This is a genomic window from Streptomyces naganishii JCM 4654 (assembly GCF_014650575.1).
GTDB classification, from domain to species: Bacteria; Actinomycetota; Actinomycetes; order Streptomycetales; family Streptomycetaceae; genus Streptomyces; species Streptomyces naganishii.
The window spans coordinates 38,650-52,484 of the sequence record NZ_BMVF01000011.1 but is presented as its reverse complement, the minus strand read 5'-3'; the positions used below and the strand labels follow the sequence as shown (position 1 = coordinate 52,484).

The 13,835-nt window shown below is 71.5% G+C and carries 15 protein-coding genes; 11 read left to right on the top strand and 4 right to left on the bottom strand.

What is annotated here, in order from left to right; translation table 11 throughout:
• Positions 1-234: 234 nt before the first annotated feature.
• From IE217_RS20880 to IE217_RS20870, 3 genes are read left to right on the top strand one after another with little or no spacing between them, the layout of a single operon-like run.
• Positions 235-531: a DUF1918 domain-containing protein gene (locus tag IE217_RS20880; protein WP_229865480.1), complete on the top strand. Its 297-nt coding sequence runs from the start codon at positions 235-237 to the stop codon at positions 529-531.
• Positions 515-1,393, top strand: a complete 879-nt coding sequence (locus tag IE217_RS20875; protein WP_229865455.1) for a universal stress protein — start codon at positions 515-517, stop codon at positions 1,391-1,393. Before IE217_RS20880 ends, IE217_RS20875 begins: the two co-directional genes overlap by 17 nt.
• A gap of 24 nt (positions 1,394-1,417) precedes the next feature.
• Positions 1,418-1,876: a CBS domain-containing protein gene (locus IE217_RS20870; RefSeq protein ID WP_190179422.1), complete on the top strand. Its 459-nt coding sequence runs from the start codon at positions 1,418-1,420 to the stop codon at positions 1,874-1,876.
• A 133-nt stretch (positions 1,877-2,009) separates the two neighbouring features.
• Here the strand turns inward: IE217_RS20870 and IE217_RS20865 are convergent, their stop codons facing one another.
• On the bottom strand, positions 2,010-2,636 hold the full coding sequence (locus tag IE217_RS20865; protein WP_190179421.1) for an Rv1733c family protein: 627 nt from the start codon (positions 2,634-2,636) through the stop codon (positions 2,010-2,012).
• A gap of 151 nt (positions 2,637-2,787) precedes the next feature.
• On the opposite strand from IE217_RS20865, the gene IE217_RS20860 reads away from it, so the two are divergent.
• The 6 genes from IE217_RS20860 (at position 2,788) to IE217_RS20835 (ending at position 8,730) form a co-directional block, all read left to right on the top strand.
• Complete coding sequence (locus IE217_RS20860; protein WP_190179420.1) at positions 2,788-2,988, top strand: hypothetical protein; 201 nt, start codon at positions 2,788-2,790, stop codon at positions 2,986-2,988.
• Between the two features lie 89 nt (positions 2,989-3,077).
• Positions 3,078-4,916: an acetate--CoA ligase gene (acsA, locus tag IE217_RS20855; RefSeq protein ID WP_190179419.1), complete on the top strand. Its 1,839-nt coding sequence runs from the start codon at positions 3,078-3,080 to the stop codon at positions 4,914-4,916.
• Positions 4,913-5,938 (top strand): pyruvate dehydrogenase (acetyl-transferring) E1 component subunit alpha, encoded by a 1,026-nt coding sequence (gene pdhA / locus IE217_RS20850; RefSeq protein ID WP_190179418.1) that lies wholly within the window; start codon positions 4,913-4,915, stop codon positions 5,936-5,938. The genes acsA and pdhA overlap by 4 nt, the downstream gene beginning before the upstream one ends.
• Positions 5,935-7,014 carry an alpha-ketoacid dehydrogenase subunit beta gene (locus tag IE217_RS20845; protein WP_190179417.1) on the top strand — a complete coding sequence of 360 codons (1,080 nt, stop codon included), beginning with the start codon at positions 5,935-5,937 and terminating at the stop codon, positions 7,012-7,014. Before pdhA ends, IE217_RS20845 begins: the two co-directional genes overlap by 4 nt.
• 1 nt (position 7,015) lies before the next feature.
• Positions 7,016-8,446 carry a dihydrolipoamide acetyltransferase family protein gene (locus tag IE217_RS20840; protein WP_190179416.1) on the top strand — a complete coding sequence of 477 codons (1,431 nt, stop codon included), beginning with the start codon at positions 7,016-7,018 and terminating at the stop codon, positions 8,444-8,446.
• A gap of 5 nt (positions 8,447-8,451) precedes the next feature.
• A complete protein-coding gene (locus IE217_RS20835; RefSeq protein ID WP_190179415.1) occupies positions 8,452-8,730 on the top strand; it encodes an acyl carrier protein in 279 nt (92 codons plus the stop codon).
• A 199-nt stretch (positions 8,731-8,929) separates the two neighbouring features.
• Here the strand turns inward: IE217_RS20835 and IE217_RS20830 are convergent, their stop codons facing one another.
• From IE217_RS20830 to IE217_RS34805, 3 genes are all read right to left on the bottom strand, one after another.
• Positions 8,930-9,604 (bottom strand): CBS domain-containing protein, encoded by a 675-nt coding sequence (locus tag IE217_RS20830; RefSeq protein WP_190179414.1) that lies wholly within the window; start codon positions 9,602-9,604, stop codon positions 8,930-8,932.
• Positions 9,605-9,946: 342 nt separating this feature from the next.
• Positions 9,947-11,413 (bottom strand): DUF1254 domain-containing protein, encoded by a 1,467-nt coding sequence (locus IE217_RS20825; protein WP_190179413.1) that lies wholly within the window; start codon positions 11,411-11,413, stop codon positions 9,947-9,949.
• A gap of 64 nt (positions 11,414-11,477) precedes the next feature.
• Complete coding sequence (locus IE217_RS34805; RefSeq protein ID WP_229865453.1) at positions 11,478-12,518, bottom strand: fasciclin domain-containing protein; 1,041 nt, start codon at positions 12,516-12,518, stop codon at positions 11,478-11,480.
• 137 nt (positions 12,519-12,655) lie between these two features.
• Between IE217_RS34805 and IE217_RS20815 the strand changes: the two genes are divergently transcribed.
• Both IE217_RS20815 and IE217_RS20810 read left to right on the top strand, forming a co-directional pair.
• Positions 12,656-13,111 (top strand): Crp/Fnr family transcriptional regulator, encoded by a 456-nt coding sequence (locus tag IE217_RS20815; RefSeq protein WP_190179412.1) that lies wholly within the window; start codon positions 12,656-12,658, stop codon positions 13,109-13,111.
• 166 nt (positions 13,112-13,277) lie between these two features.
• Positions 13,278-13,835, top strand: coding sequence for an Rv1733c family protein (locus tag IE217_RS20810; protein WP_190179411.1), 558 nt, complete (start codon positions 13,278-13,280; stop codon positions 13,833-13,835).

Here is a 13,835-nt window from a genome sequence, read left to right as displayed (position 1 = left end):
GCGGTGGGCACCCGGCTGGGGGTGGCGGACCCGACGGGCCGGTCAAGGTCGGGCCCAAGTGCCCTGGCGCCTTGCTCGCACCGGGACTTGCATGGGGTTATGGCGGTACTTGTCCACCGTCGCGGCGAGGAGGCGAGAACCATGACCACGCGCGAACCGGCACGGCACAGTGACCGGCCCACTTCCAGGAATGCCCCCGGCGGCGGTGAAGGCACGGCCCTGACGCATGCCCGCGTGGGTGACGAGATCGTCGTACGTGGCACCACGTCCGGCGTGGTGACCCGGGACGGCGAAGTCGTCGGCGTGCATCACCCCGATGGCAGCCCGCCCTACGACGTGCGCTGGGCCGACAGCGGCCGGGTGGTGACCCTGTACTGCCCCGGGCTGGACCCCTACGTCCGGCATCCGGGCCATGGCCCTGTTGTGGCGCCCGCCGGCTCAGGGGCGGCGGAGCCGTACACCGACGCGGCTGAGGTGGCCTCGGCGGGCAGTGCGGCCGGGGCCGGAGGCGACCGTGTCCGCGCCCGGTGACCGGCGGCCCGTCGTCGTCGGCGTCGAGGCCGACTCCTCCCGGCGGATGGCGCTCGCGTGGGCGGCCGACGAAGCGGCCCGGCGTCACCTCCCGCTGCGCCCCGTCCGAGCCGAGGGCCTGCCCACCCGAGGTTACCGGGGAGGCGCGGTCCCTCCGTCCTGGGAGGCCTGGAACCAGGAACTCCACCGCAGCGGAGAGCAGGTCCTCGCGGACGCGGTCGCCTTCGTCGCGGCCCGGCATCCCGAGGTGGAGGTCGACGCCGTGCTCTCCGAGGGTGACCCGGTGTGGGCACTGCGCGAGGAAAGCCGCCGTGCCGCGGCCGTGGTGCTGGGCTCCCGGCATCTGAGCCGGGCCGAGGAGGTGTTCGGCTCCGCCTCCGTGGCCCTGCCTGTCATGGCCCACGCCCACTGCCCGGTGGTCGTCGTCCCGGAACCCGAGCACATCACCCAGGAACCCACGTACTACGTCGTCGGGGTCGACACCAGTGAACACTCGGCCGCCGCTGTGGACCTGGCGTTCGAGGAGGCCGCCCTGCGCGGTGCGGAACTGCGCGCGCTGTACGTCTGGGAACCCGGCCCGCTCAGGATCTTCGACGAGCACGCGGCCCAGCAGGAGTGCCGTCGGCTGCTCTCCGAGACCGTGGCCGGCCGCGGGGCCCGCTACCCGGAGGTGGTCCTCCGGCACGAACTGGTCGTCGGCCACCCCGTGCAGGTCCTCACCGAGGCCTCGGCGCACGCGCTGGGCCTGGTGGTGGGCACCCGCGGGCGCGGAGGCTTCACCGGCATGCTGCTGGGGTCGGTCAGCCAGGGGGTGCTGCACCACGCACGCTGCCCTGTTATCGCCGTGCCACGACACGGGTGAGTCCCGACAGTCAGGAGATGTCGTATGAAGGTCTCCGAGGTGATGACCGCGCCGCCGGTCTGCGTCGCGCCCGAGGACTCCCTGGCCGAGGCGACCCGAGCGATGACCCGGTCCGCGGTCGGCTCCCTCCTCGTGGTCGAGGACGGAGCGTTGCGCGGCATCGTCACCGACCGCGACCTCGCCGTACGGGGCCTGGGCGGCGGCCTGGACGGCCAGGCCCGGGTACGGGCAGTGATGACGGCCGACGTGCTCACCGTCGGCGCGGAGGACGATCTCCAGGCGGCGTACCGGAAGTTCCGGCACACGGGGGTGCGCCGCCTGCCCGTGCTGCGCGGGGGCGAGGTGCTGGGGGTGCTCACGATCGACGATCTCTTCCTCGATGTCCTGCAGCGGCTGGCGGACCTGCTGGGACCGGTCGCCTGGAGCGTGTTGCAGGAGCCGCCCGGGCCGTCCCGGGGGCACGGGGCCTTGCGGGGGGCCTGAACGGTCCCGGTGCCGCGGGGCCAGTGCCGTCGGCTCGTCAGTTCGTCTGCGCGTCGGCTCGTCAGTTCGTCTGCGCATCGGTTCGTCAGTTCGTCTGCGCATCGGTTCGTCTGCTCGTCGGCGGGGCACGGCGTCAGCGGCCGTAGCGTGCCGTCCAGCCGGGCTCCACGCTCTCCCACTCGCGAGTCCACCGCCCGAGGCGCCTGCGGTCGATGCCGCCGGCGGCGGCCCGCCACACACCGTAGGCGACGACGGCGCCCCCGCACGCGGTCGCGAACCCCACCGTCATCCCGGCTGTGTTGGCGAGGTCCCCGGTCACCGGAGGTGCGGCGGGGGCGCCGTGCCCGTCCGGCCACACGGTCGTGGTGGCCTCCCGCTCGAGCCAGGCCCGCACGGGCGTGACGCCCGTATGGCCGCCCTGCTGGTCGCTCCAGCGCACCAGTGCCTGGAAGCCGCGCTGCGCACCGGGCCGGTCGCCGGCCGACCGCGCATCGGTCAGCAGGCGGGCCTCGACGGGATGCAGCCGCGCCAGTTGCGTCTGCCGTTGCCGCGCGTAGTGGTCGTGGGCTGCCGCGCCGGCGCTCCACGCCAGGAGCGGCAGCACCGCGACGGCCACGGCCGCCAGCAGGACCCGGAGTCTGCGCTCCAGCCGGTCACTGGGCCTCTCCAGCGGGTTCCGGGTGCCGCTGCGGCCCGGCGGAGTGTGCCTGCCGTGCGAGCGGGTGCCGGTCCGCCGGGCGAAGGGATGCGGTGTTCGCATGATCCGGACCTCCGCGCAGAAGTCGCCGGTTCACAGGTCCTCTCACCGTCCCGCCTCGCGCCTGCGCCGGGTACGGGCCGTACGGTCCTCTCGGGTCCCGTTCAGCCCCGCCGCTCGGCGGACAAGGGCATGGCAAGCGCACGGAGGGACCATGAGCGAGCGCACCGAGGTCGACCCGCGAGCCGTGGACTTCGGCTGTGGTGCCAGATTGCCGTCAGGGGGCTCGGCGCGACCGCGGGCGGCCCGGTCCACGCACCCGGCCGCCCGCAGCGCGGACGGCAACCGGCTGCTGCTGTTCGACGGCACCTGGCGGCGCGTGGAAACGCTCCGCGTGCGGAGCCTGTTCGGCTGAGGGTTCACGGGGGCCGCTCGCCCCTGTGCGAGCGCGGCACTCGTGGCGGATGCTCGAAGAAGGCAGGCCCGAAGGAAGGAGGGGTCGGCATGGGCTGGGAGACCATCCGCAAGGACCGTCCGCCCCGGACCGCGCCCAATCTGGGCGACTACGACAAGGAGTGCGCACGCTTCACATGGGCGAAGGCGCGGGCCGCCCTGCAGGGACTGCCGGGCGGACGTGGACTGAACATCGCGCACGAGGCAGTGGACCGGCACGCGGCCTCGCCGCGCGCGACGGCAGCCGCGTTGCGCTGTGTCGGCCGGGACGACTCCGTGACCTGCGTGACCTACGAAGAGCTGGCCCGTTCCACGGCGCGGTTCGCCAACGTTCTCTGCGGCCTCGGCGTCGGCCCCGGCGACCGCGTCGTGACCCTGCTGGGGCGCTGCCCCGAGCTCTACACCGTGGTGCTCGGGACGCTGAAGAACACCAGCGTCGTATGCCCGCTGTTCTCCGCCTTCGGACCGGACCCGGTCGCCCAGCGGCTGACGCTGAGCGAGGCGCGGGTGCTGGTCACCACGGCGGACCTGTACCGCAGGAAGGTCGCCGCGCGGCGCGACGGACTCACCTGCCTGAGCCATGTGCTGATCGTCGGGGGCGGCGCGGAGGAACTGCCGGGGACGCTCTCCCTCGCCGCGCTCATGGCCGGCGCGGACGACACCTTCACCATCGCCTCGACCTCGCCCCAGGACATGGCCCTGCTGCACTTCACGAGCGGCACGACGGGCACACCCAAGGGAGCGGTGCACGTGCACGAGGCGGCGGTCGCCCACTACGCCACCGCCCTGTACGCCCTGGACCTCCACCAGGACGACGTCTTCTGGTGCACCGCCGACCCGGGATGGGTCACCGGCATGTCCTACGGGATCGTCGCGCCGCTCATGCACGGCGTGACGGTCGTTGTGGACGAGGGCGATTACGACGCCCGCCGCTGGTACCGGATCCTGGCCGAACAGCGGGTGGGCGTCTGGTACACAGCACCGACGGCACTGCGCATGCTGATGCGGACCACGCCGCGGACCGGGCCCTACGACCTGCCCCGCTCGTACGACCTGAGCACGCTGCGGTTCATCTCCTCGGTCGGCGAGCCGCTCAACCCGGAGGCCGTGGTGTGGGGCCGGGACGTGCTCGGGCTGCCCGTGCACGACAACTGGTGGCAGACCGAGACCGGCGCCATCATGATCGCCAACTTCGCGGCCTGCGACATCCGTCCCGGCTCGATGGGGCGGCCGCTGCCCGGTGTGGAGGCAACGGTGCTGCGGCGCGGCGAGGACGGCCGGGCGGAAGTCCGCGAAGGGCGCGTATCAGTGCTGGAGGAACCGGACGTGGAGGGCGAGCTGGCGCTCCGGCCGGGCTGGCCGTCCATGTTCCGCGGCTACCTGCACGACGAGCCGCGAACGGCGGCGGCCTTCGCGGACGGCTGGTACCTCACCGGCGACCTGGTACGGCGTGACGCGGACGGCTGGTACTGGTTCGTCGGGCGCGCGGACGACGTCATCAAGTCGGCGGGACACCTCGTCGGACCCTTCGAGGTGGAGAGCGCGCTGATGGAACATCCGGCGGTCGCCGAGTCCGGGGTGATCGGCCGTCCCGACCCGGTCGCCGGGAACATCGTCAAAGCGTTCGTCACCCTGCGGCCGGGCTACGAGGCGACCGCGCAGACCCGGCAGGAACTGCTGGCGTTCGCCAGGCGCCGGCTGGGGCCGGCCGTGGCGCCCCGGGAGATCGCGTTCGACCAGCATCTGCCGCACACCCGCAGCGGCAAGGTGATGCGCCGCCTGCTGCGCGCCCGGGAACTCGGCCTCCCCGAGGGGGACGTCTCCACCGTCGAGGACTCCTCCCAGGACGGGGAGGGATTCTCCCGGGACAGGACGGAGCGATCGGCATGAGCAGCACACGCACCGCCCACACCCCGCGGCCCGGCTCCCGGGTGCGCCGCGACGCCGCGCACCGTCTGGCCCTGCTGGAGTCGATGCTGCGGGTCCGCCGCTTCGAGGAACGCTGCGTGGAGTTGTACAGCGCGGCCCGCATCCGCGGCTTCATGCACCTGTACATCGGCGAGGAGGCCGTCGCTGTCGGTGTCAACGAGGCGCTCACCGGCGACGACGCGGTGGTGTCGACGTACCGCGAACACGGGCACGCGCTGGCCCGCGGCGTTCCGGCGGAAGCGATCATGGCGGAGATGTTCGGCAAGGTCACCGGATGCAGCCGGGGCCGCGGCGGCTCGATGCACCTCTTCGACGCAGGCCGCCGCTTCTACGGCGGCAACGCGATCGTCGGAGGCGGCCTGCCCCTCGCGGCGGGGCTGGCCCTCGCCGACCACATGACCGGACGCAACCGGGTGACCTGCTGTTTCTTCGGCGACGGCGCCTTCGCAGAGGGCGAGTTCCACGAGACCGCCAACCTCGCCGCGCTGTGGCGCCTGCCCCTGCTGCTGGTGTGCGAGAACAACCTGTACGCGATGGGGACGGCGCTGGAGCGTCACCAGGCCCAGACCGACCTCGCGCTGCGCGCGGCCGGGTACGGCATGGTCTCCTGGGCCGTGGACGGCATGGACGTCCTCGCCGTCGAGGACGCCGCGCGGCGGGCCGCCGAAGGCGTGCGCGCCGGAGCCGGACCGCATTTCCTGGAGATGCGCACCTACCGCTTCCGCGCCCACTCCATGTACGACGCCGACCGGTACCGCGACAAGGCGGAGATCGAGCACTGGAAGGAGCGAGACCCGGTCGAGGGGTTCGCCCGGCGGCTGCTGGAGGCGAAGGAGCTGACCGGCAAGGCCCGTGACGCGCTGGAGGACCGTCTGGCGGCCGGGATCGACCGTGCCGTGGAAGCCGCGGAGCAGGCTCCCGAAGAGCCGGTCGAAACTCTGCTGGAATACGTCACCAGTCCGGTGGAGGCGAACAGGTCATGACCGCGACCCGCACCCGTACTCCGGCGCCCGCTGCGGCGGCGGAGGGCAGGACGACGTACCGGGACGCCATGCGCGAGGCCATGCGCGAGGCCATGCGCGCCGATGAGCGCGTGTTCCTGATGGGTGAGGACGTCGGCCGGTACGGCGGCTGCTTCGGTGTCAGCCTCGGCCTGCTGGAGGAGTTCGGGCCCGAGCGGATCCGCGACGCCCCGTTGTCGGAGTCGGCGTTCGTCGGCGCCGGCATCGGCGCGGCCCTGGTGGGCATGCGGCCGATCGTCGAGATCATGACGGTCAACTTCAGCCTGCTGGCCCTGGACCAGATCCTCAACAACGCGGCCACCCTGCTGCACATGTCGGGCGGCCAGCTGGAGGTGCCGATCGTGATCCGGATGACGACCGGCGCGGGCAGACAGCTCGCGGCCCAGCACTCGCACAGTCTGGAGGGCTGGTACGCGCACATCCCCGGGCTGCGGGTCCTGGCCCCGGCAACCGTCGCCGACGCCCGGTACATGCTGGCTCCGGCGCTCGCCGACCCCGACCCGGTGCTGATCTTCGAGCACGGCAGCCTCTACAACGTCTCGGCCGAACTCCCCGCCGGCCCGGGCTTCCCCGGCATCGAGCGGGCGGTCGTCCGCCGCCCCGGCACGGACGTCTCCGTGATCACCTACGGCGGCTCGCTGCCCAAGGCGCTGGCCGCGGCGGACGACCTCGCCGAGGCCGGCATCAGCGCGGAGGTCGTCGATCTTCGCAGCCTGCGCCCACTGGACGACGCCACCCTCGGCGACTCCGTGGCGCGCACGCACCGCGCCGTCGTCGTCGACGAGGGCTGGCGCACCGGCAGCCTCGCCGCGGAGATCTCGGCGCGCCTGACCGAAGGACACTTCTACGACCTCGACGCCCCCGTCGAGCGGGTGTGCAGCGCCGAGGTACCGATCCCGTACGCACGCGCACTCGAGGCGGCCGCGCTGCCGCAGGCCGACACGATCGTCGCCGCCGCGCGCCGCGCCGTCGGCGATCCGGCGCCGGCCCGGGCCGATACGGCGGATCAGCGCCCCACCGCTGGAAGGCCGTCCTGAGATGAGCGCGTTCACCATGCCCTCACTCGGCGCGGACATGGACGAAGGGGTGCTGCGGGAATGGCTCGTCGGTCCCGGGGACCCGGTCCGCAGGGGCGACGTCGTGGCGATCGTGGAGACCGACAAGGCGGCCATCGAGGTCGAGTGCTTCGAGTCCGGGACCGTGGGACGCCTGCTCGTCCCGCCGGGAACCCGGGTGCCGGTGGGCACCCCTCTCGCCGAGATCGAGCACGGGCGCGAACCCGCCGGGCCCGCCCGCAAGGACACGCTGAAGCCCGGAACGCGGGCGCGGCCCGCGGGCCCGGAACCCGGGAAGGAGTCGGCCGGACGGGCCGCCAACGCGGTGGACAGCCCGGCGCGACCCGCGCCGGAGCCGTCCGGCGAGGCCGCCTGCGCCGGGGCCGGACCGCTCGTGCGGCACCTGGCGCAACTGCGGGGCGTCGACCTGACGGCTCTGAGCGGAACCGGACCCGGCGGACGGATCACCCGCGCCGACGTGGAGCACGCCCCGTCGCCCCGCGCGCCCAGGGTGCGGGCCACCCCCTACGCGCGCAGGCTCGCTCGTGACCTCGGCATCGACCTGACAGCGGTACGGGGAACCGGGGACGGCGGCGCCGTACGCGGGGTGGACGTGCGTACAGCCGCACAAGGGGCGGACGTACGAGCCGGTGCGCAGGCGGACGCTGCCGCGCGGCCGGCCGAATTCCGCCGCGAAAGCGAGCAGCGCACGCCGCCGGCCGCACCAGCCGAGGAGCACCCGGGTCGGCGTACGGACACCATGCGCCGTGCCATCGCCGAACTCATGAGCCGCTCCAAGCGGGAGATACCGCACTACTACCTCGCCACCACTATCGACCTGACGGCGGGGCAGACCTGGCTGCGCCGGATCAACCGCGGCCGTCCGCCCGCCGACCGTCTCGTCCCCGCAGCCCTGCTGATGAAGGCCGCCGCCCTGGCGGCGCGCGAGGTGCCGGCCCTCAACGGCTACTGGCGCGACGAGGGGTTCGTGCCCGGCACCGAGATCAATGTGGGGGTCGCGGTGTCGCTCCGGCAGGGCGGGCTGCTGTCGCCGGTGATCCACCGGGCCGACACGCTCGCGCCAGAGACCCTCATGGCCCATCTCAAGGACCTGGTGGAGCGGGCCCGCCGGGGACGGCTGCGCGGGAGTGAGACGACCGGCGCCACCCTGACCGTGACCAACCTCGGCGAGCAGGGGGTGGAGAGCGTCTTCGGTGTCATCCATCCGCCTCAGGTGGCGCTGGTCGGCTTCGGGGCCGTCGTCGAGCGGCCCTGGGCCAGAAACGGCATGCTCGGTGTGTGTCCGGTGGTGACCGTGACCCTGGCCGCCGACCACCGGGCCACGGACGGGGCGGTGGGAGCACGCTACCTGACGGCTGTGGACCGACTGTTGCAGAGACCGGAGGAGCTGTGAGCCGTATGAAACCGCTGACCGACGCGGAGGCCGCCTCCGTGGTCAAGGAGTCGATCGCACAGATCGTCCCGGACGCCGACTTCACCGGGGTCGGGCCGGACGACAGGTTCCGCGACGTGCTGGAACTGGACTCCCTCGACTTCCTCAGCCTGGTGGAGTCGCTGTCCGAGCGCACGGGGATCCGTATCGACGAGGAGGACTATCCGGAGCTGACCACGCTGGCCGATGCCACACGGTTCCTGGTCGGCCGGTCCAGGGAGGCGACCGGCACCTCCCCTGCCTGACGACGGCGTGGTACGGGCGTCCGTCGCCGTCGGTCCCTTGCGGCCGCAGGCCAGGCGGCCCCGCTTCACGCGCTGCGCAGTCGGCCGCGGCCCGCCTCTCGGGGGATGGGAAGCCGGTGCTGAGGTCGACGAGTCCGGCGGGGGTGTCGTGCTCCCGACCGCACGGGCACGCCTGCGAACCAGCCCGCCGCCGGCCCGTTCAACCGCCGTCGGCCGCGGGCCGGACGTCATCCGTGCGGTAGATGAGGTTGCCGGAGACCGACACCACGCCGTCGACGCGGCGGCACAACTGCTCCACGAGGGGAATGAGACTCCTGTACTTGACTGCGCCCGCGAGAGTGACCTGACCGCCCCGTACCTCCGCGGTCACGTCCCGGGCGTCGAGCCCCAGAGTGCGCCGCAGGAGATCCTCGGTGATTTCCTCACGGATGGCCTCGTCCCTGCGCAGGAAGATCCGCAGCAGGTCGCCACGGCTGACGATGCCCAGGAGCCGTTCCGCCTCGTCCACCACGGGCAGCCGTTTGACGTGCTGGGTCTCCATGAGCCGGGCGGCCTCGACAACGGTCCACTCCGGCCGCGCGCACACCGCCGGGGCGGACATGATCTCCTCGGCCCGGGAGCCCTCGCTCTTCGCCCGCTCCCAGGCCTCCAGGTGTGCCACCGGGATCCGGCCCGACGGATCTGCCTGATCGGCACTCTTGCGGAGCAGGTCGGCCTCGGACACCACACCGATGGGACGCTCCAGCTCGTCCACCACGGGTACGGCGGTGACGCCGTTCTCCTCCAGCAGCCTGACGAGCTCCTTGAACGGCGTGTCACGCCGTGCCCGGACGACGTCGCGCGTCATGAGCTCCTCGACCGTTCGGTGATGCATGTCGCCTCCCGGATGCGGGATTCGCCTCGTACGCCACCCGTCCGGGGCCGTGCGAGCGCGCGGCCTGGGTGGCAGGCCGGATATAGGACCATTCTGCGGAGCGGGCGGTGATCATGCGAACGCGGCACCGCGGTGCCCGCCTGTGCCTGCGCCGCAGCCACCGGGTCATCCGTCGGCGCCGCACGGGCAGGGACCCGCCGGCTGAATACGGAGAGCGGCCGGCCGGCGTGCCCGGAGGCCCTGGAAAGAGCGGACTTCACCAGTCGTGAACGCCGTAACGGTCCATTCGGTGGTGTTGTATACGTCCGCTGAAGTCGGTGGTGGCTCCGCCGGCGTGGAACGTCAGGCAACGCGCGTCAGCGGAGGGCACTCCCAGCTGGCGTCGATCACCTCGGGGTGCGGCCGGTACATGCGCAGGACCACGAACCAGGTGCCGTCCTCGGCGGTGGGCAGCCAGTTGGCCTCCTCGTCCTGGCCGGGTCGGTCACTTTGCAGGTGGATGGTCAGTCCGCCGTCCTCGTCCCACCGCAGCCCCGTGCTGCGGTCGCCGATCGAGTAGCGCTCGGCCGGGTTGGGAATGAGGTTCATGTCCTCCCGGTAAGCGGTCAGCGACCACAAGGCGTCGACCGGCGGCAGCGCGTCGAGCGCGAAGCGCAGTCGGTACCGGCCGCCTGGGGCCAGCTTGTCGCCGTCGGCGTCCTCAAAATTGACCAAGTAGACCGCTTCGGCCGGGTCGTTGGCAGCGACGCCGAGCAGCGACTGATCGGCGGCGCGCTTGAGGAAGTCGTCGCCGAAGCGTCCCATCTGCGGGGGCGGGTAGCGCCAGCCGTTGACGAGGTGGGCCCAGTCGCCGCTGAGGGTCTGCTGCTTGAGCATGGGCGCGCCAACGGCAGCGGCCCGGACAAGACTCTGCCTGACCGCGTCGGGCTGTGCTTCGACGTCGAGGCCGGGTCCTACGCCGATCTGGGCGAACTGCTTGAGGAGGACCTCGTGATGAGGCGGCGGGGGATTCTCGGCCAGCATCGCGTTCAGCGTCTTCCACGGTCCCAGAGGGTCCTCCGCCGCCAGGATCGGCGTCAGCACGTCACGGCTTTCGGGGACCTCCGCGTCCGGCTTGCCGTACAGGCTGAGCGGGACGAGCCGGTACTGCTCCTGAAGTGCCCGGACGCGCGGCACGTCGTCCGGGCCGCTGACGAGGGTACGACCGAGAACGAGGACCCAGGGGCTGGGCGCCTCCTTCACATGCCGCACCCCGGCGGGAAGCTTTCCCTTCCAGTCCGGGCCGACGAGGGCGAAGCTGCCCGCACCGGACCCCGTGGTGCGCTGACCGACGTAGTCGAAGTTGTCGGAGGCGATCCCGACGAGCTCGAAGGCGAAGTAGCGATCGCCCATGTCCGGATGTGAGAGGATGACCGGCTCGTTCCCGAGATTCACCCAGGCCGCTGAATAGAGCGTGTCATTGTTGGGACACCCGCCGTCGCGGTAAGTAGCGTCCAGCAACCGCTCGGCGTGCCAGAAATGATTGACGGGTGCGTAGGGGACCGTTGACGGGTTTCGTCGCTGTGTGACCCATGCGTGCCTCAGCTGGGCGCTGTAAATGTACGGGAACCCATAGACGAACGCCTGTTCACCGAGTGTGTAGGCGTACTCGCCGCGCCAGTCGTCGATACGCCCGGTAAGGATCGGCTTCACCGCCTGTCCAAGCGCGGGCACCATTCCGGGCAGGTGGCGTACGTGATCGAACGTGGACCTGGGGTGAAGCGCTGCGCGCCCGGCGGCCCGTGCCACGGTGACGGCTGCGCCGGCCACGTCTTCGGGAATCCGCCGCCAGGAAGATGTGTGTGATGGCTCCGCCATGTCAGCATCACTTCGCTCAACAGCATCGCAGACATGGACTCCGCGCGCCCACCGCGCGAGTCCACCTCCCAGCTGCCATTCTCCCCCGCTGTGCTGATCGACGCAGCCTGGGAGAACCTGTCCCCTCCACAGTCATACGCGACAGGCTTTGCATGATGTAGTGGTGTCCGTCCGGGGAAACAAGTGATCCGGGTGCAGGGCGGTCGCGGAGCTCCCCAGTGGCGGCATCCATGAGCGCGCGACGTGTCCCGTTCATCCACACGGCGTCTCCGTGGAACTCCTCGGCCGGGGCGACCCGGTCCAGGGTGCGGTACTGCTCATCGATGAAGTCGACCGGAAGGCCGGGCTGTTGTAGAACACCCCGGTGGCTCCAGAACGTCCAGAGTCCTTGGTGAAGACGATGACGGCACGTCGACCCGGAGTTGGGCCTGGAACCATCGCCGACACGGACGCCATGACGGTCCGCGGCAGGGACCTGCGAACCGACGGCTTCCTGCCGGGACGGCTCCTCTGCATCGGTCTGCCGCTGAGGGCATCCGTCGTGCTCGGCCTGCTGCTTCTTGAAGAGGAGCACATCCCTGGAGCCAGGTTGCTGACGGCCACTCCGCGTCGCGAACGGGAGCTCGGAGTCAGGACGGGGGCTGCAGAACTTCGTCGATGACGTAGATGGTGGCGTGGCGGCCTTGATGTTGCCGCAGACGATGTTCGCCTTGTCGTTGACCTTGAAGCTGGTGCCCGAACCCGAGGTGGTGAGCTCGCTGCCCTCCACCGTCGTGAAGGATCCCTTGGACAGTTCGTCCGGGGTGATCTGCTGGTCGACGATGTGGTAGTTCAGCACCTTCTTCAGCTCCCCCTGATTGCCGAGCAGGGAAGACAGTTGGGACACGGTCACCTTCTGGAAGGCCTGGTCATTCGGAGCGAAGACGGTGATGTGGGGTTTCCCGTCGAGTGTGCCGTTCAGCCCTGCCCTGACCGTGGCCGAGACCAGCTGGCTCAGCTGTGGATAGGCGGCCGCGGCCTGCGAGCCCAGCGGGACGACCGCCGCAAAGTAGGGCAATGGCGTGATCCGGACAGAGATGAAGTCACCTTGAGGGGCGGGAACCGGCGGCCTGTGGCGGCCCCGTCTGAGCGGGCGCAGGCTTGGAGGTGTGCCGGCCCCCTGGAAAGTGGCGGCAACGAGCAAGGAGCCCCGCGATGACGTCCACCACTACACTGTCCGCGGCCCTGTCGGCCGATCATCGTGCACGGCTGATGTCCCTCGCCCGCGAGGTTTCCTTCGACGTCGGCACCCGACTGTTCGAGGAGGGGCGGCGCGCCGACCGGTTCTGGATCATCAAGACCGGGACCGTCGCCCTCGACCTGCACGTCCCGGGCCGCAGGGCCGCCGCCATCGAGTCGCTGGGCCGTGGCGAACTGGTCGGATGGTCCTGGCACTACCCGCCACACGTCTGGCACCTGGGCGCCGAAGCCGCGAGCCCGGTGCGGGCCTACGAGTTCGACGCGGAAACCGTACGGACGCTGTGTGCGCAGGACCCCGAATTCGGGCGGGCGGTAGCCTGTTGGGTCGGTCAGGTGGTCGCTCATCGGCTGCACTCGGCCCGTGTCCGTCTTCTCGACCTGTACGCCCCGTACGGCAGCGGCGGCCGCTGACGACGAGGCAGCGCCATCAGTCGTTCCTCCCCGACGGCACGGGGTCGATCGGCCCTCTCCTTTCGTCCGAGGCGAGTCCGGTCGACCCTGGGTTGTCACCTGTCCGGCCCATGTGGCTGCCCCGTCGTCCCTGGCACCGTCGTGGCACGGGAAGGGAGTGGAGGCGATGAGCGGCAAGGCGCACAGGCAGCGGCTGTGGCGGTGGCGCAGCAACCCGTTGCGTCGCCACGAGGACGTCGTCGAGGCGTGGATCGTCCTGGTGATGTGGTTGGTGATCCTGGTGGGAGGCGCGATCGTCTGGACGGTGACGGCGCGAGCCGCGGACGAGGAGTTCGCCTGGGAGCGTGCCGACCGGCATGCCCTGCCGGCCGTGCTCATCACCGACACTCTCCTCGACACCAACCGTGCGCCGGCGAAGGTTCGGTGGACTGCTGCTGACGGCACCATCCACACCGATCGCACCGAGGTGCCCGCGGGCCTTGCCTCGGGCGCGACGGTGACCGTATGGCAGGACGGCACCGGTCATCTGACCACCGAACCCACCAGCGGTGCCGAGGCGCGGGCTGAAGCCCTCCTCTTCGGCGGAGCGGCTGCCGCCGCCCTCACCGGGCTCGCCTACGGCACGGCCGCCCTGGCGCGCTGGCGGCTCGACAGGCAACGCTACGAACAGTGGGGCGCGGAGTGGGACGCGGCAGGTCCTCGGTGGGATCACAAGACGGGCTGA

What these genes read in the sequence shown, in the direction of transcription:
- IE217_RS20815 (WP_190179412.1), top strand. Translation starts at nt 12,656, where the DNA reads ATGACGTCCACCACTACACTGTCCGCGGCCCTGTCGGCCGATCATCGT.
- acsA (WP_190179419.1), top strand. Translation starts at nt 3,078, where the DNA reads ATGGGCTGGGAGACCATCCGCAAGGACCGTCCGCCCCGGACCGCGCCC.
- IE217_RS20840 (WP_190179416.1), top strand. Translation starts at nt 7,016, where the DNA reads ATGAGCGCGTTCACCATGCCCTCACTCGGCGCGGACATGGACGAAGGG.
- IE217_RS20810 (WP_190179411.1), top strand. Translation starts at nt 13,278, where the DNA reads ATGAGCGGCAAGGCGCACAGGCAGCGGCTGTGGCGGTGGCGCAGCAAC.
- pdhA (WP_190179418.1), top strand. Translation starts at nt 4,913, where the DNA reads ATGAGCAGCACACGCACCGCCCACACCCCGCGGCCCGGCTCCCGGGTG.
- IE217_RS20835 (WP_190179415.1), top strand. Translation starts at nt 8,452, where the DNA reads ATGAAACCGCTGACCGACGCGGAGGCCGCCTCCGTGGTCAAGGAGTCG.
- IE217_RS20845 (WP_190179417.1), top strand. Translation starts at nt 5,935, where the DNA reads ATGACCGCGACCCGCACCCGTACTCCGGCGCCCGCTGCGGCGGCGGAG.
- IE217_RS20830 (WP_190179414.1), bottom strand. Translation starts at nt 9,604, where the DNA reads ATGCATCACCGAACGGTCGAGGAGCTCATGACGCGCGACGTCGTCCGG.
- IE217_RS20870 (WP_190179422.1), top strand. Translation starts at nt 1,418, where the DNA reads ATGAAGGTCTCCGAGGTGATGACCGCGCCGCCGGTCTGCGTCGCGCCC.
- IE217_RS20860 (WP_190179420.1), top strand. Translation starts at nt 2,788, where the DNA reads ATGAGCGAGCGCACCGAGGTCGACCCGCGAGCCGTGGACTTCGGCTGT.
- IE217_RS20865 (WP_190179421.1), bottom strand. Translation starts at nt 2,636, where the DNA reads ATGCGAACACCGCATCCCTTCGCCCGGCGGACCGGCACCCGCTCGCAC.